Genomic DNA, 19,116 nt, shown 5'->3' on the forward strand with positions numbered 1-19,116 from the left:
GGCGGAGGGGCGGTTTCGGACCGTTCCCGTGCGCCCGACGACGTCCGCCCGACGCCGCCCCGATGCCGTGTCTTTTTATTCGGGCCCGTCGTCCGGTCGCCGTATGCGCGTCGCGTTCGCCTCGCTTTTCGCCCCGGGTCACGGCGACACGCCGGCCCGGGAGCGGACGCGACGAGTCGCCCGCGGACTCGCCGACCGCGGCCACGAGGTCGTCTGGCTCTGTTCGCGCTGGTGGGGCGGCGACCTCGACGCCTTCGAGGAGGACGGGATCGAGTACCGGTCGGTGACGACGGACCCGTCGCCCACGGCGTTCGCGGCGCGGCTCCCCGTCGCGCTCCGCCGCGTCGATCCCGACGTCGTCCACGCGGTCAACAGCCCGCCGACGCCGGGGCTCGGCGCGACGGTCGCGGGGACGCTGACGAGGACGCCGGTCGTCGTCGACTGGTGGCGCGACCACCCCGCGGACGCCGCCCGGCGGTACCGCTTCCTCGCCCGGGGCGCAGACGCGGTCACCGCCCCCTCGCGGACGACGAAGACGCGGGTCCGCGAACACGGGGCCGACGGCGACGACGTGCGGGTCGTCCCGGAGAGCGTCGACTTCGAACTCGTCGAGTCGGCCGGCGTCGACGACCGGTTCGACGCGGTGTACGCCCGACGGTTGGACCGCCACGCGAACGTCGAGACGTTCCTGCTCGGACTCGCGGAGCTCCGCGGACGCGACTGGACCGCCGCCGTCGTCGGCGACGGCCCCGAGCGGGAGCGGATCGAGGCGACCGCGCGCGACCTCCGGATCGACGACCGGGTGTCGTTCCTCGGCGACCTCCCGCGCCGCGAGCGCGTCGAGCTGTACAAGGGGACCCACGTCGTCGCCGCGACGGCGACGTGGGAGACGTTCGCGACCGAACTGTTGTGGGCCCTCGCATGCGGCTGCGTCGCCCTCGTCGAGTACCAGGCGGACTCGAGCGCCCACGAGCTCGTGGAGGGTCGCGAGCGCGGCCGCCTCGTCACGAGCCCGGCCGAACTCGCGGACGAGTTCGTCGCCGTCGGCGACCTCGAACGGAAGCCGATCGAGCGGGAGTTCGCGAGCTACGACCGCGACGCGGTGTTAGACCGGTACGTCGAGACGTACCGCGGGCTCCTCGGCGAGTGAACTGAAAAGGCGGGTCGAAATCTCGGATCGGCGACGCGCCCGCCGACCGCCGCGCGGTCGCGCCGAACGCCGACTACTCCTCGTCGCCGGTTATCGTCCCGCCGTACTTCATGAAGACGAACGCCAGCCCGAGCGTGCTCACCATCGCGATGAACGTGGCGATGCCGAGCGCGCGGGCGCCCTGCGGGACGAAGACGGCGTTCGATCCGCCGCCGCCGCCCGTCGACTCGGTCTCGATGTCCCCGCCGACGGCGAGGCCGGCGTGCATGCCGACCGCGGTGTGGGGAACGCAGTGGTAGTGCGTGATGCCGACGTCCTCCTCGCTCGTCTCGTACTCGTAGGTGTACCCCTCCTCGCCGACCGGGTCGCCGCTGTCGAGGCTGGCCGGGCCGCCGCCCTCGACGGTCTGGACGTTGTGGGCGCCGCCGTTCCCCGTCCATTCGAAGGTGATGGTCGTTCCCGGGTCGACCCACAGGAGGGTCGGGTCGAAGGCGAGACCGCTGTCGCCCGCGCCGACGGAGACGGTCACCTCGCTCTCGCCGCGGGCGTCCTGATACGACCCGACGTTCCCGCTGCTGGCCCCGCTCGGCCAGACCGGCTGTTCCTCCTGTGCCGCCGCGGTCCCCGCCGTCGCCGTCGCCGCCCCGGCGGCAGCGGTCGCGCCGCCCGCGGTCCGCATGAACGCGCGCCGGGAGACGTCGTCCGAGCTCATATCACCCGGTTCGTGACGGGTTGTAGTGAATATGTTGATCCGGACGCGGGCGGGATCGGCGTCCGGCCCCGCCGGCGAAGGCCGACGCGTCGGCGACGGGCGTATAAAAACGGCGCCCGTACGTCGGCCATGAGCTATCCGGTCACCTACTACTGTCCGCACTGCGGGACGCTCGTCGAGCTCGAACGCGACGGCTACCTCGCGGACAAGGCCGTGACGCCGTACCCCCTCGAGGGGTGGACGTACGTCGCCCCCGGGGAGCCGTTCGAGGATCGGGACGGCGTCGACGGCGTCAGATTCGTCTGCGGCGAGAGCGACGGGGTCGTCTGGGACCCGCACGACGGGGTCCGCGGGCCGGACGTCGGCGGGGCGGTCGCCAGCGACGGAGAGGGCGGGGACGAGCGGGAAAGCGAAGTCGACGACCCCGGCTGCGGCGAGCCGTTCTACCTCTCGTTCGTCCGGTACGACGAGGGACGCGAGATCGACCCGCGCGCCGAGAGCGAGCTGGTCGAGATCGACCCCGACCCGCGGCCGAGCGGACCGCGCGGGCCGAGCGGGCCGGGCGGCGTCGGAGACGACGGCGACTCCGACGGCGGGTTCTGGTAGCGCGAAACCGCGGACCGACTCCGGACGCCGATCCGTCACGATCGACCGTACAATTATCACCGTGAGGCGTGACGAGGCAGGTATGCCGGACACCAAATCGGGGCGCGACAAGCAGGCCCGCGACGAGGAGCGCCGACGGATCGAGCGCGACATCTCGGAGGCCCGCGAGCGCGGCGACGAGGCGGAACCGTCGGACGACGGCCCGGAGGAGTGTTACCGACGCGGCTGCGACGAGCCGGCCGCGTTCGAGGTCACCGAGCGGTATCAGGAAGAGACCGGAACCGGCGCCGTGGAGGCGACCGCCCTCCTCTGCGTGGACCACACGGCCGCGGAAGGGCCGGCCAATCTGGACAGCGCGTACGAGGGGTACGTCTTCCGCGTCGAACCGATCTCGACGGGCGACGGCGACTGAGCCCGGGAGTCCACGGCGGCTGAACCCGGGAGTCCACGGCGACTGAGCGGAGCCGACGGGCGCGCGACGCGGACGGCGGTGCCAACAGACAAACCCCTTAACCGGGGAGCGAAAAGTATCGAGCATGGAAAGCATCAATCGGACCGCGATCGAGCTCGTCGACGAGGCGCTCGACTTCGCCGGTGAGCTCGACGTCGTCGGCTACGAGCTGGAGAACGGCGCCACCGTCGTCGACTTCGGGATCGACGCCGCCGGCGGCGTCGAGGCCGGGCTCCTGCTCGCCGAGATCCAGACCGCCGGCCTCGCGAACCTCCGCACTCGCGTGGGCGAGGTCGCCGGCGCGCCCCGCCAGTACGTGGAGCTGTCGACGGACCACCCCGCGATCGCGCTGCTCTGTTCGCAGAAGGCCGGCTGGGAGCTCGACTTCGAGTCCGGTTACGAGGGGCTCGGCTCGGGTCCCGCCCGCGCGCTCGTCGGGCAGGAGGCGGAGTTCGAGCGCGTCGGCTACTACGACTCCTCCGAGTTCGCCACGCTCACCGTCGAGTCGACCGCGCTCCCGACCGAGGAGGTCGCCGAGCACGTCGCCGACCTCGCCGAGGTCGACCCCGAGGGCGTCTTCCTCCCGGCGTACGCGACCGGCTCGACCGCCGGCTCGGTCGCCACCGCGGCCCGCGCGGCGGAGCTCGCCGTCTTCCGCCTGCTGGAGCTCGGCTACGAGCCGACCGACGTGCTCCACGCGTCCGGCGCCGCGCCGATGGCGCCGGTGACCCGCGACGAGGACCTCGCGATGGGTCGGACGAACGACGCCCTCGCGTACGGCGGCGAGGTCCACCTGCAGGTCGCGCGCGACGACGACCGCTTCGACCAGATCGTCTCGACCGCCCGCGAGGAGTACGGCACCCCCTTCGTCGAGGTGTTCGAGGACGCGGGCTGGGACTTCTACGAGGTCGACGAGCGCGTCTTCGCGCCGGCGAAGGTCACCGTCGACGTCGTCGACGGCCCCGTCTACGCCGTCGGCGAGACGGACGAGGAGCTGCTCGCCGAGTCGTTCGACTACCGCTGAGACGGTCGCGGATCGACGTCGATGCGAATCAAGCCCGTCCCCGACCCCTCGGCCGCCGTCGACGACCTCCGCGAGCTCCAGCGCGCGGTGCCGCTCGTCCCCGGCAGCACCGACGACTGCTGCGCCCGCCTCCGCGACCGGTGCGGGCTCGCCGACCGGCGGGTCGCGAACGACTGGCTCGCGTTCCTCCGCGCGCTCGGACTCGTCCGGGAGACGTCGCGGGGGTTCGTGCGGACCGACGCGGAGCCGACCCCGGAGCTGGTCCGCGAGGGACTCCGCGAGGGCGTCCTGCTCGCGCCGGAGGCGCTGGCCGCTCTCCGGGAGGCCACGCCCGAGGACCCGGTCACGCCCGAGGCGCTGTTCGAGGCGACCCGCGAGTCGGTCCCGCGACACGACCGCGCTCGCGACCCGGAGTGGGAGGCGACGTGGCGCGACCGGGCGGCCCGGCTGCTGGCGTGGCTCGCGCTCGTCGACCTCGCCCGGCGGGTGTCGAACGACGGGGAGAGAGACGGCGACGCGGGGGGGACTCCCGCCTACGTCGCCGGCGACGAGGCGGAGACGTCTCCCTGAGCGCCCCGCGCGCAATCGGCGGGAGCGCCCCGCGACAAGCCTTTTAGCCGGCGCCGGAGAGGGTGTTCGCATGGGACGATTCGACCGGCGGGAGTCGCCGCTGTCGGTCACGTACGAGCCGACGAGCGTGAAGGACCTGCTCGTGGAGATGAAAGACACCGCGGAGCTGCTGATCGATCTGTCGTACTCGGCGGTGCTCCACGGGAGCCCGACGATCGCCGAGGAGGTCGTCGAGCTCGAACACCGGATGGACGTCCTCCAGATGCGCGCGCGGATGAGCCTCATGCTCGCGGCGCGGAGCCCCGACGAGGCCGAGACGCTCGCGCCGGTGCTCGGCGTGGTCGGCGCGGCGGACAAGATCTCCGACGCCGCGGGCGACATCGCGAAGATCATCACCGATGAGATCGGCCTCCCCGACGCGATGCGTGGCGCGCTCACGGGCGGCGTCGAGACGCTCGTCCGCGGCACCGTCGCGTCGGACTCCGGCTACGCCGGTCGCACGCTCAAGGACATCGACTTGGAGTCGAAGACGGGGGTCCGAGTCATCGCGATCCGGCGCGACGACGACTGGATCCTCAACCCCGGACCGAAGACGCGGATCGAGGTCGGCGACGTGACGCTCCTCCGCGGCCCGGAGACGGGCGTCGTCGAGGCGTACCCCGAGCTGGCGGGCGAGCCGTTCGAGCCGGCGGAGCCGGTCGAGCCCGCGATCGACGACCTGGAACGCGCGGTCGACTCGATCGTGCTGATGAAGAACCTCTCCGAGCTCGCGGTCGACCTGGCGTACGGCTCGATCCTGTTCAACAACGAGGAGCTCGCGGAGGAGGTGTCCAACCTGGAGATCGAGGTCGACGCGCTCCAGTCGCGGTTCGAGGCGTGGACCCTCCGCGCCGCGCGAGAGGCCGACGACCCCGTCTCGCTCCGCGGGCTGATCCACCTCGGCGTCGCCACCGAGGAGATCTCGGACGCCGCGGTGAAGATCACCGAAGGAGTCAGGCGCAACTTGGGCGTCCATCCCGTCGTGGAGATGGCGGTCCAGGAGTCGGACGAGATCATCACGCGGACCGTGGTCCGTGAGGGGAGCGCCCTCGCGGGGACGGGCGTGGAGAACGGCATCCCGACGACCGACGTCTCCACGAGCGTGATCGCGATCCGCCGTCCGGACGAGGGATGGCTGATCGGTCACGACATCGACACGGTCCTGCGTCCCGGCGACGCCGTCATCTCGAAGGGCACTCGCACCTCCGCCGAGGAGTTCGAGGCGCTCGCGTCGTGACCGCCCCGCCGACCGCGGACCCCGAGGGCCTCGCCCGCGCCTACTACGACGCGCTCGACGCCGGCGACTACGAGCGGCTCCGGGCGCTGCTCGCCCCGGACTTCGCCCAGCGACGCCCGGACCGCACCTTCGAGGGGCGCGACCGCTTCGTGGCGTTCATGCGCGACGAGCGGCCGATGACGGACACGACCCACGCCGTCGACGCCGTGTACCCGTCTGGCCCCGGCGTCGCCGTTCGGGGACGGCTGCTGGACGCCGACGGCGACGAGGTGTTCGCGTTCGTCGACGTCTTCGACGTCGCGGACGGGCGGCTCGCCTCGCTGGAGACGTACGCCGGCGACGGGGAGTGAGTCGTCACTGCGAAGCCGCTCTCACGCCCGGATCCGGTCGAGGTCGGCGACGAACGCTCGGAGCGCATCGCGGGTCACGTGGGGCATGCAGACGACGCGGAGCTCGCCCGCCGCCGTGCGCGACACCTTCCAGCCGGCCTCCCGGAGCGCGTCGAACTCGGCCTCGGGGAGCGCCGCGGCGACGAGCGGGAGCGTCGGCTCGACGACGTCGTAGCCGCGCTCGGCGAGGGCGTCGGCGAGCCACGCGGCGTCGTCGGTCGCGCGCTCCGCGGTCTCCCGGTAGCCGTCCGGCCACAGCGCCTCCATCGCGGCGACCGCGCCGGCGACGCCCGCGCCGCTCCGGGTGCCGGTCAGCGTGGCCTGCGACCGCGTCTCCAGGTAGGGCGTGTCGACCGCGAGCGCGTCCATCGCGGCCGGTTCACGGGCGAGAAGTCCGCCGGCGGGAACGGGGGCCTGTCCGAACTTGTGGGGGTCGATCGTCAGCGTGTCTATCGGGGCGTCGCCGAACGACCACGCGCGGTCGGCGAACGGAAGGACGAACCCGCCCCACGCGGCGTCGACGTGCATCATCGCGCCGGCGTCGTGGGCGATCTCGGTCAGCGCCGGGATCGGGTCCACGCGCCCGTACTCCGTGCTGCCGGCGACGCCGACGACGAGGGCGGTGGCGTCGTCGACGGCGGCGGCAACCGCGTCGGTCCGGGCCCGGTAGTCGCCGTCGACCGGGACCGTCCGGAGCTCCACGTCGAGCAGCTCCGCCGCCTTGTGAAACGAGAAGTGGCCGCTCTCGGGGACGACGACGTTCGCGTCGCTCGCGTCGTGTCGGTTGCGCGCAGAGCGGACCGCCTGCACGTTCGCCTCGGTCCCGCCGGCGGTGACGTAGCCGGCCGCGTCGGTCGGCTCGGGGTGGTCCGCGAGCGTCGCGAGCAGCTCGACCGCGCGCGTCTCCAGCTCCGCGACCGCCTCGTAGGTGGCCGGGTCGCCGGGGTTCGTCGCGAGGTAGCGCTCGGCCGCCTCCCGGGCCGCGGGGTGCGGCTCGGTACACATCGAGGAGAGCACGCGGTCGAACGACTGCGGCTCGGGCTGCTGCATTCGGAGAAACGTTACCGCGGAGGGTCTTACCCGTTCCGTTCTCCGGTGTCACGGTCCCCCGACGGGGAACCGCGGCCCGCGGCCGCCTGAGGGACCGGCCGCGTCAGCGCACCGAGTCGAGGAGGAGCCGCTGTTCCGTCCGCTTCACCTCGTGTTGCACGTCGCGGACGGCGTCGATGTTCGCCGAGATCGAGGAGACCCCCTCCTCGACGAGGAAGTCGACCATCTCCGACTTGGAGCCGGCCTGCCCGCAGATGCTCGTGTCGACGCCGAGCTCGCGGCACGTCTCGATCGTGTCGCCGATCAGCTGGAGCACCGCGGGGTGGAGCTCGTCGAACCGGCCGGCGACGTGCTCGTTGTTGCGGTCGACCGCCAGCGTGTACTGCGTGAGGTCGTTGGTGCCGAAGGAGGCGAAGTCGATGCCGGCGGCGGCCAGCCCCTCGATCTGCAGCGCGCTCGCCGGCGTCTCGATCATCACGCCCCACCGGTGCGTCTCGGGGTCGATGCCGGCGTCGCGCATGTGTCCCGTTATCGCTTCGACGTCGGTCGCGTCGTTGACGAGGGGGAACATCACCTCCAAGTTGTCGTACCCCATGTCGAAGAGGCGCGCGAACGCGGCGAGCTCCTGCCGGAACGGGTTGGGCTTGTCGAGGCTCCGCCGGATCCCGCGCCACCCGAGCATCGGGTTGTGCTCGTTGGGCTCCCCCTCGCCGCCCTCCAGCTCGCGGAACTCGTCGGTCGGCGCGTCGATGGTACGCACGCGGACCGGCCGCGGGTAGAACTCGTCGGCGACGCGGCGCACGCCCTCGATCAGCTCGTCCTGGTACGCGCGGGCGCCGTGGTCGTTGATGTACTTCTCGGGGGTCTTCCCGAGCGAGAGCACCATGTGCTCGATCCGGAGGAGTCCGACCCCGTCGGCGCCCGTCGCGGCCGCGCGTTCGGCCGCCTCGGGGATCGAGACGTTCACCTTCACCTCCGTCGCCGTCATCGGCTTTACCGGCGTCTCGGGGCGGGCCGCCTCCACGGGCTCGAACTCCTCGCCGGGCTCGGCCTCCTCGTCGACGCCGGCGCGGACGGTGCCCTTGTCGCCGTCGAGGGTGACCTCCTGGCCGTCCTCGAGCAGCCGCGTCCCGTTACCCGTCCCGACGACGGCTGGGACGCCGAGCTCGCGGGAGATGATCGCGGCGTGGCTCGTCATGCCGCCCTCGTCGGTGACGATCCCCGCGGCGCGTTTCATCGCCGGGACCATGTCCGGCATCGTCATCTCCGTGACCATCACGTCGCCCTCTTGTACCTGGTCGAGGTGGTCGAGCTTGTGGACGATCCGGACCGCGCCGGAGACGACCCCCGGGCTCGCGCCGAGCCCGTCGACGAGGACGTCCTCGTCCGCGCCGGCGGATCCGCCGTTGGCCGCGCCGGGCCGGCCCGACGCGCCCCCGACGGTGGACTTCTTCGGGGTCTCTCCGCCGGTCCCGCCCGCGTCCGCGCCGCCCTCGTCGCTCTCGTCCTCCTGAATCGTCGTGATCGGTCGCGACTGGAGCATGTATATCTCGCCGTCGCGGATCGCCCACTCGACGTCTTGCGGCGTCCCGTAGTGGTCCTCGACGCGCTCGCCGAGCGCGACCAGATCCCCGATCTCCGCGTCGGAGAGGACCCGCGCGGTGCGGCGCTCCTCGTCGACGTCGAGCTGGACCGTCTCGCCGGTCTCGGCGTCCTTCACCATCTCCACCTTCTTGTCCGCGACGGTGACCTGGTCGACGGCGCCGCGCTCGCGGTCGTACACGTAGTTGTCGGGCGAGACCGTGCCGGAGACGACCGCCTCGCCGAGCCCCCACGCGGCCTCGATGGTGATCTGCGGGTCGCCGGTCGAGGGGTGGCTGGTGAACATCACGCCGGACTTCTCGGCGTCGACCATCCGCTGGACGACGACCGCGATGTCGACGTCGGCGTGCGGGAACCCCCGCTGCTGCCGGTAGTAGATCGCTCGCTGGGTGAAGAGGGAGGCCCAGCACTCCTTCACTCGGCGGAGCAGGTCGTCCTCGCGGACGTTGAGGAACGTCTCCTGTTGCCCGGCGAACGAGGAGTCCGGGAGGTCCTCGGCGGTCGCCGAGGACCGCACGGCGACGAACGCCTCCTCCTCGCCGCCCATCGAGCGGTACCGTTCCAGGATCTCCTCGCGGACCTCCTCGGGGAACGGCGTGTCGAGGATGAGCTCTTCCGCCCGCTCCTCGGCCGCGCGGAGCGCGGCGGAGTCCTCGGGATCGACGTCGACGGCCGAGAACAGCTCCTCGTCGATCCCCGCCTCCTCGATGAAGGTCCGGTACGTGCCCGCGGTGACGGCGAATCCCGGGGGAACCGGGAGTCCGGCGCCGATGAGTTCACCGAGCGACGCGGCCTTCCCGCCGACGGTCCCGACGTCGTCGGCGTCAACGTCCTCCAGCCAGAGTACTGCCATTCGTGTACCCGGAGGATCCGCGAGCCGACCTATGAAGCTTCCGGCCGACACTTCGGTGAATAAAAGATTACTCAGTCGCGAGTTACGGGTGCGCCGAGGGCGGCGACCGAAACCGGACGTCACGGTCGGTCAACGGATCGAACGCGGGGAGGTGGGCCGAAGCGGGCGATCGAGAGAGGGCCGAAGCAGTCAGGGAACGACGAACCGTCCGTCGGTCCGTACCCGTTTTTCATCCCCGTTTATCGTATACTTACCCCCCGTCAAGAGAGTCAGCACCCGTAACGTGTTACAGGTGTTGTAACATCTCGCCACGAACGGTCACTCGTCGGCGAGCCGCTCGCGCTCCGCGCTCAGGATCCGCTCCCAGACGCCGAACAGCCGGCTGTTCAGGTCGTACCGATCGTTCACTCGGCGGACCCACGCGTCATCGGCGAACAGGAGGCGTTGGAACCGACGGACGGGCGGCGAGAGCGACGCCCGGTCGCCCCCGTAGTACGACACCGTCTCCTCGCGAGTCCGCTCGACGAGGTCGGGCGGGACGCCGATCCCGTCGGCCGCGGCGGCGTGGTTGAACCACTCCAAGTGTAACAGCGCGTCGGCCAGCAGGAAGCGGTCGCGGAACCCCGAGACCCCCGCGAGCGCGGGTCGGCCGTCGACGGTCACGTCCCGCGGGCGGGAGAACCGCGGGGCGGCCACCGTCACGCCGGCGGCTCCCGCGACCGCCGCGGCGACGCGCCGAAGGCGCCAGTCGCCGTACCGAACCGGAGCGATCAGCGCGAGCTCGTACCACGTCGGCAGCCACTCGCAGTACGGTTCGGAGAAGGCGCCGTCGGCGAGCAGCGTCGCCGCGACCGACCGCGCCTCGGCGGGCGACAGCGTCGTGTGATCGGTCCGGAGCCGCTCGACGACCCGCGCGCCGTCGACCGCGTCGGCTCCCGCGAACCCCATGCCGTCGGCGACGTGGCGGGTGTACGCGCGGCTCGCCGCGTACCAGTCGGCGAAGTCGGCGGGCGCCGTCAAGCGGAGGAGTCGGAGGACCGTGATGCGTCGGTTACGGCCGCGGCCGACAAAACCGCTCCGCCCCGTCGCCCCGTCCCGTTCCGTCTCATTCCGCCCTGTCCCGTTCCGTCTCGTCCCGTCTGTTCCATCCCGTCTCTCCCCGTCTGTTCCGTCCCGTCTCGCCCCGTCTCGATCAGCGCTCCGGTCCGGACTCGCTCGCGGTCGCGAGGTCGGCGTTGGGGTCGTCGCCCCCGGGGTGCTCGTCCGCGAGCGCCGCGTCGAGCCCCCACTCGTCGGCGCGCTCTGCCGCCTCCGCCCGCGCCTGCTCGCGTATCGCCTCGATCCGGTCGTCGTCCGCGAGGAACGCCGCGACGGCGTCGGCGTCGTCCGCCCCCGGGTCGTCCAGCCGCTCGTCGGGTGCCGCGTCGCGGGTGCGGTCGGCGAGCGCCGGGTCGTCCGCGAGCTCCGTCGCCGCCGCGCCCGGGGCGACGCGGAGCGCGTCTGCCTCGTGGGCCGCGTCGAGCCCGCCGCCGTCGACCGCGTACAGTTCGACGCGGTACGGGCCGGGCACCGCGAGCTCCGCGAGGGCGTCGGGACCGCCGCTGTCGGTGACGGTGTTGTACGCGAGCACGGGAACCCCGTCCGCGAAGGTGAGAACGCCGCGCGCGTCCCCCTCCAGGAGGAGCGTCTCCTGCGGGACGATCGTCGCGTAGCCCGTCAGACCGCGGTCCAGCGCCCGCGAGAGCGTCGTGGCCACGTCGGAGACGACGCGCGACCGGAGGAGGGTCCCGCGGGGGATCCGAAGCTCCGGGGCCTCGTTCGACTCCCCGGGCCCCGTCGGTCCGTCTGCGGACCCCGTCATGGCGTGTCCGGCACGACCGCGCTCCGGAACCGGTCGGCGACCGCGTCGCCGTCGCCGTCGCGCACGTCGAGTCGGGCCGCGGCCCGTCGGTAGCCGGCCGCCGCGTCGCTCTCCGGCGCGTGCGCGACGAGGGGCTCTCCGGCGCGGCGCGCGTCCCGGACCACGTCGCTGTCGGGGACGCGGGCGAGCACCGGCCCCCCGAAGTGGCGCTCGGCCTGCTCGGCCACGTCGGCGGCGTCTTCCCGGACCTTGTTGAAGAGAACGCCCGCAGTCTCCGTCCCGTACGAGCGGGCGTACTCCTGAACCTTCAGTCCGTCCGAGAGCGCGGGAATCGTCGGCTCGACGACGACGACGACCCGGTCCGCGAGGACGACCGGAAGCACCGCCGACTTCGAGCCGAGCGCGGCCGGCGAGTCGAGCAGGAGCACGTCGGTGTCGCTCGCGAGCTCGGCGACGACGTCGCGGAGCCGCTCGGGCTCGGCCGCCTCGAACCCCGCGAGCGACGTGCCGCAGGGGACGACGGAGAGGCCGAACCGTTCGTACGTCGCCTCCGTAACGCCGGTCGCGGTCCCCTCGACGAGCAGGTCGTGGAGGGTGACCGCCGCGTCGTCGAGCCCGGCGTGAAAGAGGAGGTTCGCCATCCCCGTGTCGGCGTCCACGACGGTGACGTCGTGTTCGTCGGCCAGCGCCATCCCGAGCGCGAGCGTGCTCGTCGTCTTGCCCGTGCCGCCCTTCCCGCTGGCGACCGCGAACGCCTCGACCATGCGCACACCTGTCCGGTCGCTCGGCTAAAGGCTGTCCATCGCGAGTGCGAGCGAGCGGGCGACCGCGGACCGGACGCCGCCGTGGGCCGGACGCGGCCGCGGGCGCGGGCCGAACCCCACCGGACAGCGTTTTGCCGTTCGGCGCCAATCCCCGACCATGCCAACCGTCATCGACGCCGACGCGTTCCGCGACGCGATCGACGAGCGCCGACGCGGCGAGCGGCCGTTCACGCTCGTCGACACGCGGCCCCGAGGGAGCTACGAGAGCTGGCGGATCGCCGACTCGGTCCACTACTTCTACAAGCCGTTCCACGAGTTCGACGTCGACGACTTCGAGGCCGAGACCGGGGTCGACGCGGACGACGCGATCGTCACCGTCTGCGCGAAGGGAAAGGCCTCGCTCGACTTCGCCGAGGAGCTCGAAGCGGCGGGCTACGACGACGTGACCGTCGTCGCGGACGGGATGCGGGGCTGGTCGGGCGTGTACGACCGGACCGAGGTCCCGCTCCCGGACGCGGGCGACGACCCGCTCGACGTCGTCCAGATCCAGCGGCGCGCGAAGGGGTGTCTCGGGTACCTCGTGGTAGGCGACCGGCCGGCGGACGGCGACGCTGAACGGGACGGCTCCGACGGCTCCGACCGCGTCGCCGTCGCTGATTCCGACGGCTCCGACCGCGTCGCCGTCGCTGATTCCGACGGCTCCGACCGCGTCGCCGTCGCTGTCGACGTCTCGCGTCACGGCGACGAGTGGCGGGCGGCGGCCGCCGAACGCGACGCGTCGATAGGGGCGGTCCTCGACACGCACGTCCACGCCGACCACCTCTCCGGTGGTCGGGCGCTGGCCGACGAGCTCGGCGTCCCGTACTACCTCCCCGCGGCGGCCGCCGAGCGCGACGTCGCCTACGCGTTCGAACCCCTCGCGCGCAACGAGACGCTCGACGTCGGCGGCGTGGCGGTGAAGGCGCTCGCGACCCCCGGCCACACCGATGACGGCGCGAGCTACCTCGTCGGGCGGTCGGCGGTTCTCACCGGCGACACGCTGTTCACCGACAGCGTCGGTCGGACGGAGCTGCAGTTCGCGGCGGGCGGCGACGACGCGGCCGGCGGCGGAAGCGAGTCCGCGGGCGCCGCGACCGGTGCCGAACGGCTCTACGACTCGCTCCACGCGACCCTGCTCGCGGAGCCGGACGGCGTCGTCGTCTGTCCCGGCCACTTCGCGGTCGGGAACGACGGGACGACCGGCGACGTCGAGCCCGGCGAGCCGGTGACGACGACGGTGGGCGCGGCGCGCCGGGAGCTCGACGTGCTCGGACTCGACCGCGAGGCGTTCGTCGACCGGATCACGGCGACGCTCCCGGAGAAGCCGCCGAACTACGAGCGCGTCATCGCGGCGAACCGCGGCGTGGAGTCGCTGCCGGACGAGACCGCGGCGATCGAGCTGGAGCTGGGTCCGAACCGGTGTGCGGCGGACGCGGGCGGGGAGTCGACGGCGGACGACTGAGTCGGCGGTGGTCGAGGCGCCGCCCGTCGCTGATCGATCCTCCACGGTATCGCGACGCGCGCTCCGGTTCGAGCGCCGCGGTCACCCGCTCGCGGTCACTCGTCGCCCGACCGGTTCGCGATCCGGGTCGCGAGCTCGCGCGCGGCGGCGACGCGGTCGTCGGCGTCCGGGTCACCGGTACCGTCGACCTCCGCGAGCAGCGTTCGGATCTCGTCGGCTCGCCTGGCGACGGTCGCGTCGTCGAGGCCGCCGTCGGCGATCTCCGCGGCCAGCGCCTGTGCCTCCCCGAGTCGCCAGCCGGCCTCGCGCTCCACGGGTAGCTCCTCGGTGGCCGCGAGGTGCTCGTGCAGCGCCGCGGCCGGGTCGAACTCGTCGCTCACGGTTCCGTCACTGTCACGTCACTCGTCGTGGATGAACACGAGCCGCTTCGTCTCGGTGTTACACAGGCAGAGGTCGATCCCGTCGCGGGTCGCGCCGATCTGCTGCCAGCCGTGGTCGCTGACGAACAGCGTCTGGAACACGCCGCGGTCGCAGTCCGGATTCGGGCAGCCGACTCCGGCGGCGTTCTTGTAAACGGTCGTCCCCCCGCCGGAGCTCTGGCGCACTAACCCGTCGCGCAGCGAGCGAAACTCCTCGGCAGACATCGGTCCGTCCGTGTCCTCGTCTCCCATGTCTTGGCGTTCGCGGGCCACGATATATAAACCGGCGGTCCGTGACAATCGATATCATGGCCGGCGCGCCGGTCGCTCGGGGAGTCGAAGGGATTCGCAAGCCGATCAGCCTCGCGGGTCAGTCGGACTCGCTGTTTGATCAGTCGGACTCGCTCTTTACGGCGTCCGCGTACGCGTCCGCGAGCCGGGTCGGCTCGGGGAGCTTGTACCCCGCGCACAGCGCGTCGACGAGTTCGACGGTCGTCTCGGCCGAGACCCGGTGTCCGGAGCTCACGTACAGGGGATTCACGCGGCGGCTGTTCGGGTACTGCCGCGACTGAAATGCGTGACCGATAACGGGGGCGACGTCGCCCGCGTCGGCGCCCCTCTCGATCGTCTCCACCGAGTCGTCCGCGCGGATCGGCGTCCGCCACCCCTCGGGCCGCTCCTCCGTCGTCGATTCGGGCTCGCCGCACAGCAGGCGCTTCGCGACGCCGACGCTCGGGACGTCGAGCAGGACGCCGACGTGGGTCGCGACGCCGGCCTCCCGGAAGTGGATCCGGCCGGAGCCGTCGCAGACCAACAGGTCCGGCTCGGCGTCTAACGCGTCGAGCGCGGCCAGCATCGGCTCCCCCTCGCGAAACGCGAGGAGACCCGGAACGTACGGGATCGAGAGCGGCGTGGTCGCGCTCGCGTACTCGATCACGGCGCCGTCACGGATCGCGACCGCGGCCGAGACCGCTCTGTCCTCGCCGTCGTCCGGGGTCAGGAACGCCTGATCGACGCCGACGACGACCGGCGCGTCGGGATCGCCGGCGTCTCGGTGCGTACCCGGGAGCGACTCCTGGCGCGCGTCCGGAAGCCCCTCGGTCAGATCCGCGGGCTCGTCGATCGCGACCGCGGTCGGGTCGATGCCGTGGTCGTCCGCGAACGTCGCCGTCGCGGCCAGGTCGCGCTGGAGCGACTCCATCTCGGCACGGGAGAGCGCGGGGTCCGGGAGGAACTCAGGGCGCGCGACGGCGTCGGGATCGACCGGCGACCGCTCCGGTGGGGCCATTTAAAATCGCCCGCCGGGACCGCCCGGACCACCGGGACCGCGCGGGCCGCGCACGCCTCCCATGTTCGTCCCGCCGGGACCGCCCGCGGACCGCGCGAGGCTCTCGTTGCGCTTCCCGAACGCGAGGCCGATCGCGAACCCGATCAGGTGCGCGAGGTGCGCGATGCCGCCGACGCCGCCCGTGCCGCTCTGGATCACGAGCACCGCCGAAATCAGGGCGATCCCCCACGTGAGGTACTTGATCTTCATCGGGATGACGAAGAAGAGGAGCACCTGCATGTTCGGCCGCCACACGGTGAGCACGCCTAAGATTGCGAAGCCGGCGCCGCTGGCCCCGAGCACGCCCGTCGTCGGCGCGCCGGTCGCGACCGCGAACAGGACGTGGCCGAGGCCGGCGAGGATCCCCGCGCCGAAGAAGAACGCCACGAAGCGGCGCGAGCCGACCGCGCGCTCGACGAGCGGGCCGAAGAACAGGATCACGATGCTGTTGCCGATGATGTGGAACAGCTGGAGTCGGGAGTGCGATAGCACGGACGTCACCCACGTCCAGACGCGACCGATCGCGTCCGACCGGAGGACGAAGATCTGACTGTGGGCGGCGTCGCCGAGGGTGAGCGTCACGACCCACTGCGCGAGGAAGGTGATCCACATCGCCGCCAACAGGGCGTACGTGGCGTTGCCCCGAAAGTAGCTCACCAGGCCGCCGGTGCTCGTCTCGCGGTCGATGCGGCGCTTGACGCGGTCCGCGACGCCCGCGGACTCGCCGCCGGAGGCGCTCGATCCGCCGGCCTCGACGCTCTCGTCGAAGCCGCTGTCGAACACCCCGCCCGGGTCGTTCCACTCGGAGAGGCCCGGACAGTTGTGGTTCTCCGGCAGACGGTGTTCGGCGCAGAACGTCTGTCCGCACCGCTTACACTGATACGGGAGGTTCTCGTACTCCCCACACACGTCGCACGTCGCCATTACCTCTACTTACGGGGGCCTTCCTAAAGCGGTTTGGCTCTCAGACGTGGTGGGCGGGAAAACGATTCGTGAGCAGGACGGCTATTTATAAGAACGAGAACGGGTTTCACCCGAGAACACCGACCTAGTACCGGCTGTTTGCATATAAACCGTCGCTGACGCGGTGGACACCGCCAAAGCCCGAGCCGCTCGGCGATACGTCTTCGACGACCCCACACCAAACGCCTCCAAAGCCCCGGCCGCGAGGACTCGCGTGACTCGCTGTCGTTCGAAAGGCGCGGAGCGCCTTTCGTGATGTCGTCAGAACGCCCTGCGTTCTGACTGCCAGCCGGGAATCTCTGATTTCCGGCGATGACGAAACGGCTCCGCCGTTTCGAACCACGCGCTTCAGTCGCTCGCGGTGCTCGCTCCTTCCAGTGCTCGCGTCGTCAGGCGTCGTCCTCGCGACTGCCCGCTTGAGTCCCGCCCCGCACAGCACCGCACCTCACGCCTCCCCAGCCTCGCCGGTCGCCCATCGCTTCGCTCGGGCGACCGACTCCAGCGAGAGACCGGAGGTCTCTCTGGCAGCCGGTGGCGACGCCGCCGGCGACCTCGCGCGTGCGACTCGCGCCCGTCGGGCGCTCGCCGGCACGCGCCGCCGCTGGTTGGTTTATGAGTGATCTACCGTTTATGAGTGATCTACCCGTCCACGTCGTCGCCACGCAGTCCGTCGACGAGGCCGCGGAGCGTCGCGAGCGGGTACTGCCCGGGCGCGGTCGCGTTCGCGGGGTCGACGGGCGCGTAGCCGATCTTCGAGCCGTAGATCGGGGTGACGGCGCGGGTGTGACGGCCGGGCTCGCCCATGCACATCGTCGCGACGCGGTGGCCGGCCGCGGTCGCCTCGTGGGTCGCCTCGATCATCGCGAGCGCGTCCCGAGGGGCGGTCGCGGTCGTTGCCAGCTTCCCGACGTCGCCCTCGCTCGCCGCGTCGGCGAGCAGGTCGACGAGCGCGGCCGGCTCCGGCGTCGACTCGAAGTCGTGGACGGAGACGACGACGCTGACCCCCTCCTCGCGGGCCGTGTCGCGAAGCGCGGTCGCGTGCGACTGCGCTCCCTGGGGCGCGTTCCCGCGGAGCGCCGCGAGCTCGACGTCGACCGCGGCGACCGCGTCGTCTCCGAGCGCGGTCGAGAGCTCGTCGTACCGTGCCACGTCCTCTGCCTCGCCGCCCTCCCACGACGCGCGGTTCGTGACGAGAAGCGGGAGCTCGCCGTCGTAGGCATCGAGCTGGACGAGCGGGGCGTCCGCGAGGTCCATCCGGAACTCCACGGCGTCGGCGTGCTCGCGGGCGCGCGGCTCCTCGGAGAGGTCGGCCGTGCTCGCGGTCAGGACGAACTCTTCGAACATACCAGGGCGTTCCGCGGCCGGGGACTTAGCTGTGTGCGTGCGCGTCGAGAACGGGCCGCAGAAACGGAGGACGCGAGAGCCTTACGCGACGAGGCCGTCCTCGGCCTCCAACAGCTCGTGGTACCGGTTCCGGATGGTGACCTCGCTGATGTCGGCGACCTCGCTGACGGCGGCCTGCGTCGTCTTCTCGTTGGTGAGGAGGGCGGCGGCGTAGACGGCGGCGGCCGCGAGGCCGACCGGCGACTTGCCGGAGTGGACGCCCTTCTCCTTGGCGTTGCGCAGGAGGCTCTTCGCGCGCATCTCGGACTCCTCGGAGAGCTCCAGGTCGGAGGCGAACCGGGGGACGTACTGCTCGGGGTCGGCGGGCTTCACTTCGAGCTTGAGCTCGCGGACGACGTAGCGGTACGTCCGGGCGATCTCGGCCTTCTCGACGCGGGAGACGTCGGCGATCTCGTCGAGGCTGCGCGGGACGCCGGCCATCCGGGCGGCGGCGTACACGCAGGAGGTGGAGACGCCCTCGATGGAGCGGCCGGGGAGCAGGTCCTCGTCGAGCGCGCGGCGGTAGATGACGGAGGCGGTCTCGCGGACGTTGTCCGGGAGCCCCTGCGCGCTGGCCATGCGGTCGATCTCGCCGAGCGCCTGCTTCAGGTTGCGCTCCTTCGAGTCGCGGGTGCGGAACCGCTCGTTCCACTTGCGGAGCCGCTGCATCTTCTGGCGCTGACGCGCGCCGAGCGACCGTCCGTACGCGTCCTTGTCGCGCCAGTCGATGTTCGTCGAGAGCCCCTTGTCGTGCATCGTGTTGGTCGTCGGGGCGCCGACGCGGCTCTTCTCGTCCTTCTCGCGGGAGTCGAACGCGCGCCACTCCGGCCCGCGGTCCACCGAGTCGGCCTCGACGACGAGCCCGCAGTCGGCGCAGACGCTCTCGCCGTGCTCCTCGTCGTTGATGACGTTGCCGTCGCACTCCGGACAGCTCAGCGTCTCGTCGGTCTGTTCCGATTCCTTCTCGTCGGTCTCAGTTCGGGAGCGACTCCCCCGCGTGTGTAATCGTTCACTCATGGCTAAACCCTCTCTCGGTAACTGAACACGGTCCGAGAGCGATCTTGCCCGATAGACGGTAGAACCGAACTTAAAACGACCGGAACGTGTCGCCGGAAACCCGACGAAAGGACACGATCTATCACGTGTTTTCGAGGTGCGACACGACCGCCGATCCTGACCGACCGTCGGCCGACGCACCGCGGGCTTCGCACCGAC

The 19,116-nt window shown here is 71.8% G+C and carries 20 protein-coding genes; 8 read left to right on the forward strand and 12 right to left on the reverse strand.

Going from position 1 to position 19,116, the window contains the following annotated elements:
- The first annotated feature begins 103 nt into the window (after positions 1-103).
- Complete coding sequence (locus tag DJ74_RS06075; protein ID WP_094526665.1) at positions 104-1,150, forward strand: glycosyltransferase; 1,047 nt, start codon at positions 104-106, stop codon at positions 1,148-1,150.
- A gap of 73 nt (positions 1,151-1,223) precedes the next feature.
- Here the strand turns inward: DJ74_RS06075 and DJ74_RS06080 are convergent, their stop codons facing one another.
- Positions 1,224-1,862, reverse strand: coding sequence for a halocyanin domain-containing protein (locus tag DJ74_RS06080; RefSeq protein WP_094525341.1), 639 nt, complete (start codon positions 1,860-1,862; stop codon positions 1,224-1,226).
- Positions 1,863-1,991: 129 nt separating this feature from the next.
- Between DJ74_RS06080 and DJ74_RS06085 the strand changes: the two genes are divergently transcribed.
- The 6 genes from DJ74_RS06085 to DJ74_RS06110 all read left to right on the forward strand — a co-directional run bounded on the left by DJ74_RS06085 (position 1,992) and on the right by DJ74_RS06110 (position 6,139).
- Positions 1,992-2,468: a hypothetical protein gene (locus DJ74_RS06085; protein ID WP_094526666.1), complete on the forward strand. Its 477-nt coding sequence runs from the start codon at positions 1,992-1,994 to the stop codon at positions 2,466-2,468.
- Between the two features lie 82 nt (positions 2,469-2,550).
- Positions 2,551-2,880 carry a hypothetical protein gene (locus tag DJ74_RS06090; protein ID WP_094525339.1) on the forward strand — a complete coding sequence of 110 codons (330 nt, stop codon included), beginning with the start codon at positions 2,551-2,553 and terminating at the stop codon, positions 2,878-2,880.
- Between the two features lie 124 nt (positions 2,881-3,004).
- Positions 3,005-3,943, forward strand: a complete 939-nt coding sequence (mch, locus tag DJ74_RS06095; RefSeq protein ID WP_094525338.1) for a methenyltetrahydromethanopterin cyclohydrolase — start codon at positions 3,005-3,007, stop codon at positions 3,941-3,943.
- A 21-nt stretch (positions 3,944-3,964) separates the two neighbouring features.
- Positions 3,965-4,513, forward strand: a complete 549-nt coding sequence (locus DJ74_RS06100; protein ID WP_094526667.1) for a hypothetical protein — start codon at positions 3,965-3,967, stop codon at positions 4,511-4,513.
- A 70-nt stretch (positions 4,514-4,583) separates the two neighbouring features.
- Entirely contained in the window at positions 4,584-5,789 is a 1,206-nt protein-coding gene (locus tag DJ74_RS06105; protein ID WP_094526668.1) for a potassium channel family protein, read from the forward strand.
- Positions 5,786-6,139: a nuclear transport factor 2 family protein gene (locus DJ74_RS06110; RefSeq protein WP_254922145.1), complete on the forward strand. Its 354-nt coding sequence runs from the start codon at positions 5,786-5,788 to the stop codon at positions 6,137-6,139. Before DJ74_RS06105 ends, DJ74_RS06110 begins: the two co-directional genes overlap by 4 nt.
- Positions 6,140-6,160: 21 nt before the next feature.
- On the opposite strand, the gene mfnA is transcribed toward DJ74_RS06110, so the two are convergent.
- The 5 genes from mfnA to DJ74_RS06135 all read right to left on the reverse strand — a co-directional run bounded on the left by mfnA (position 6,161) and on the right by DJ74_RS06135 (position 12,308).
- On the reverse strand, positions 6,161-7,228 hold the full coding sequence (mfnA, locus tag DJ74_RS06115) for a tyrosine decarboxylase MfnA (RefSeq protein WP_094526670.1): 1,068 nt from the start codon (positions 7,226-7,228) through the stop codon (positions 6,161-6,163).
- A 103-nt stretch (positions 7,229-7,331) separates the two neighbouring features.
- Positions 7,332-9,683 carry a phosphoenolpyruvate synthase gene (ppsA, locus tag DJ74_RS06120; protein ID WP_094526671.1) on the reverse strand — a complete coding sequence of 784 codons (2,352 nt, stop codon included), beginning with the start codon at positions 9,681-9,683 and terminating at the stop codon, positions 7,332-7,334.
- A gap of 318 nt (positions 9,684-10,001) precedes the next feature.
- Positions 10,002-10,631, reverse strand: coding sequence for a hypothetical protein (locus tag DJ74_RS06125; protein ID WP_094525409.1), 630 nt, complete (start codon positions 10,629-10,631; stop codon positions 10,002-10,004).
- Between the two features lie 244 nt (positions 10,632-10,875).
- Positions 10,876-11,544 (reverse strand): hypothetical protein, encoded by a 669-nt coding sequence (locus tag DJ74_RS06130; RefSeq protein WP_094526672.1) that lies wholly within the window; start codon positions 11,542-11,544, stop codon positions 10,876-10,878.
- Entirely contained in the window at positions 11,541-12,308 is a 768-nt protein-coding gene (locus DJ74_RS06135) for an AAA family ATPase (protein ID WP_094526673.1), read from the reverse strand. Before DJ74_RS06135 ends, DJ74_RS06130 begins: the two co-directional genes overlap by 4 nt.
- Positions 12,309-12,465: 157 nt before the next feature.
- Between DJ74_RS06135 and DJ74_RS06140 the strand changes: the two genes are divergently transcribed.
- The gene (locus tag DJ74_RS06140; protein WP_094526674.1) at positions 12,466-13,809 is read left to right on the forward strand and encodes a rhodanese-like domain-containing protein; all 1,344 of its coding nucleotides are present in this window, start codon (positions 12,466-12,468) and stop codon (positions 13,807-13,809) included.
- Positions 13,810-13,904: 95 nt separating this feature from the next.
- Here the strand turns inward: DJ74_RS06140 and DJ74_RS06145 are convergent, their stop codons facing one another.
- From DJ74_RS06145 to DJ74_RS06170, 6 genes are all read right to left on the reverse strand, one after another.
- Positions 13,905-14,189, reverse strand: a complete 285-nt coding sequence (locus DJ74_RS06145; protein WP_094526675.1) for a hypothetical protein — start codon at positions 14,187-14,189, stop codon at positions 13,905-13,907.
- Between the two features lie 18 nt (positions 14,190-14,207).
- A complete protein-coding gene (locus DJ74_RS06150; RefSeq protein ID WP_049906210.1) occupies positions 14,208-14,480 on the reverse strand; it encodes a hypothetical protein in 273 nt (90 codons plus the stop codon).
- A gap of 139 nt (positions 14,481-14,619) precedes the next feature.
- A complete protein-coding gene (locus tag DJ74_RS06155) occupies positions 14,620-15,516 on the reverse strand; it encodes an endonuclease V (protein ID WP_094525329.1) in 897 nt (298 codons plus the stop codon).
- Complete coding sequence (locus tag DJ74_RS06160) at positions 15,517-16,479, reverse strand: rhomboid family intramembrane serine protease (RefSeq protein WP_094526676.1); 963 nt, start codon at positions 16,477-16,479, stop codon at positions 15,517-15,519.
- Between the two features lie 678 nt (positions 16,480-17,157).
- Positions 17,158-17,862: a type I 3-dehydroquinate dehydratase gene (locus tag DJ74_RS06165; protein ID WP_094526677.1), complete on the reverse strand. Its 705-nt coding sequence runs from the start codon at positions 17,860-17,862 to the stop codon at positions 17,158-17,160.
- Positions 17,863-17,943: 81 nt separating this feature from the next.
- Positions 17,944-18,918, reverse strand: a complete 975-nt coding sequence (locus DJ74_RS06170; protein ID WP_012659836.1) for a transcription initiation factor IIB family protein — start codon at positions 18,916-18,918, stop codon at positions 17,944-17,946.
- Positions 18,919-19,116 lie beyond the last annotated feature (198 nt).

The organism is Halorubrum sp. Ea8, assembly GCF_002252925.1.
Lineage (GTDB): Archaea > Halobacteriota > Halobacteria > Halobacteriales > Haloferacaceae > Halorubrum.

Coding starts and splice junctions, on each gene's coding strand:
- DJ74_RS06075 (WP_094526665.1), top strand. CDS start 104: ATGCGCGTCGCGTTCGCCTCGCTTTTCGCCCCGGGTCACGGCGACACG.
- DJ74_RS06080 (WP_094525341.1), bottom strand. CDS start 1,862: ATGAGCTCGGACGACGTCTCCCGGCGCGCGTTCATGCGGACCGCGGGC.
- DJ74_RS06085 (WP_094526666.1), top strand. CDS start 1,992: ATGAGCTATCCGGTCACCTACTACTGTCCGCACTGCGGGACGCTCGTC.
- DJ74_RS06090 (WP_094525339.1), top strand. CDS start 2,551: ATGCCGGACACCAAATCGGGGCGCGACAAGCAGGCCCGCGACGAGGAG.
- mch (WP_094525338.1), top strand. CDS start 3,005: ATGGAAAGCATCAATCGGACCGCGATCGAGCTCGTCGACGAGGCGCTC.
- DJ74_RS06100 (WP_094526667.1), top strand. CDS start 3,965: ATGCGAATCAAGCCCGTCCCCGACCCCTCGGCCGCCGTCGACGACCTC.
- DJ74_RS06105 (WP_094526668.1), top strand. CDS start 4,584: ATGGGACGATTCGACCGGCGGGAGTCGCCGCTGTCGGTCACGTACGAG.
- mfnA (WP_094526670.1), bottom strand. CDS start 7,228: ATGCAGCAGCCCGAGCCGCAGTCGTTCGACCGCGTGCTCTCCTCGATG.
- ppsA (WP_094526671.1), bottom strand. CDS start 9,683: ATGGCAGTACTCTGGCTGGAGGACGTTGACGCCGACGACGTCGGGACC.
- DJ74_RS06125 (WP_094525409.1), bottom strand. CDS start 10,631: ATGGGGTTCGCGGGAGCCGACGCGGTCGACGGCGCGCGGGTCGTCGAG.
- DJ74_RS06130 (WP_094526672.1), bottom strand. CDS start 11,544: ATGACGGGGTCCGCAGACGGACCGACGGGGCCCGGGGAGTCGAACGAG.
- DJ74_RS06135 (WP_094526673.1), bottom strand. CDS start 12,308: ATGGTCGAGGCGTTCGCGGTCGCCAGCGGGAAGGGCGGCACGGGCAAG.
- DJ74_RS06140 (WP_094526674.1), top strand. CDS start 12,466: ATGCCAACCGTCATCGACGCCGACGCGTTCCGCGACGCGATCGACGAG.
- DJ74_RS06150 (WP_049906210.1), bottom strand. CDS start 14,480: ATGGGAGACGAGGACACGGACGGACCGATGTCTGCCGAGGAGTTTCGC.
- DJ74_RS06155 (WP_094525329.1), bottom strand. CDS start 15,516: ATGGCCCCACCGGAGCGGTCGCCGGTCGATCCCGACGCCGTCGCGCGC.
- DJ74_RS06160 (WP_094526676.1), bottom strand. CDS start 16,479: ATGGCGACGTGCGACGTGTGTGGGGAGTACGAGAACCTCCCGTATCAG.
- DJ74_RS06165 (WP_094526677.1), bottom strand. CDS start 17,862: ATGTTCGAAGAGTTCGTCCTGACCGCGAGCACGGCCGACCTCTCCGAG.
- DJ74_RS06170 (WP_012659836.1), bottom strand. CDS start 18,918: ATGAGTGAACGATTACACACGCGGGGGAGTCGCTCCCGAACTGAGACC.